The 613-nt window shown below is 59.1% G+C and carries 1 protein-coding gene and 1 pseudogene; one reads left to right on the forward strand and one right to left on the reverse strand.

Annotation, left to right across the window (positions count from 1 at the left end; genetic code table 11):
* Positions 1-172, reverse strand: a pseudogene (locus tag HMPREF1627_RS10600) (adenylosuccinate lyase); the annotation flags it as partial.
* Between the two features lie 146 nt (positions 173-318).
* Here HMPREF1627_RS10600 and HMPREF1627_RS00140 point away from each other — a divergent pair.
* Positions 319-561, forward strand: coding sequence for a hypothetical protein (locus tag HMPREF1627_RS00140; RefSeq protein WP_034499716.1), 243 nt, complete (start codon positions 319-321; stop codon positions 559-561).
* Positions 562-613 lie beyond the last annotated feature (52 nt).

The raw sequence follows: 613 nt of genomic DNA on the forward strand, positions 1-613 counted from the left end.
GGTAGATGAGCCATTCCACCTCTACGTATACGCGCGCGCGGTTTAGGCCGGCTTCGGAGAAGTAGTTGGTAAGTGGCGCCACCGCGCCGCGGTAGCGTCCATCTAGTGCGCCAAGTGCGATTGGGGGCTGCATTTGAGCCATGTCTTGCATTGTTTCGTTTGTGTACGCCATGTCTTCATCGTGGCATAAAGCGGGCAGGTTTTGGACGCCGGTCCGGCTTTTGGCTACTCGTCCACAACACTTGCGTGTGCGAGCTTGTCCACGACCTCAAATATTGATTGTGCTACGGGCTCGAGAAGGCTCTTAGGTTTGGCGCTATGGATGCAATTTTGGAGGCCGAGGCCGGCCTACAGGCTTTAGATTTAGCGATCTCGTACGCGGCGGGCGTGCGCATGGACTGGGACGGCGAGGCGGCGAGAGCAGCAAATGCGCAACTGAGCGCTCAAATAGGGCAACTGGTGGAGTTGCGCCACCGCCTGTTTGACGCGCGAGAGGCCGTCGTTGCGGCTCGGGTGAACTACTACGCGCAGATGAGCGCCGCGTGTTTGGGGGCACTGTGAGCAGTGCAGTGTTTATCGACTCGGGGCCGGTGCGCGTGAATGCGGAAAGTGT

This window comes from Actinomyces sp. S6-Spd3, from assembly GCF_000758755.1.
Classification (GTDB): domain Bacteria; phylum Actinomycetota; class Actinomycetes; order Actinomycetales; family Actinomycetaceae; genus Pauljensenia.

Bases quoted from the DNA above. Each gene is read 5' to 3' on its own strand.
- HMPREF1627_RS00140 (WP_034499716.1), top strand. From the start codon at position 319: ATGGATGCAATTTTGGAGGCCGAGGCCGGCCTACAGGCTTTAGATTTA.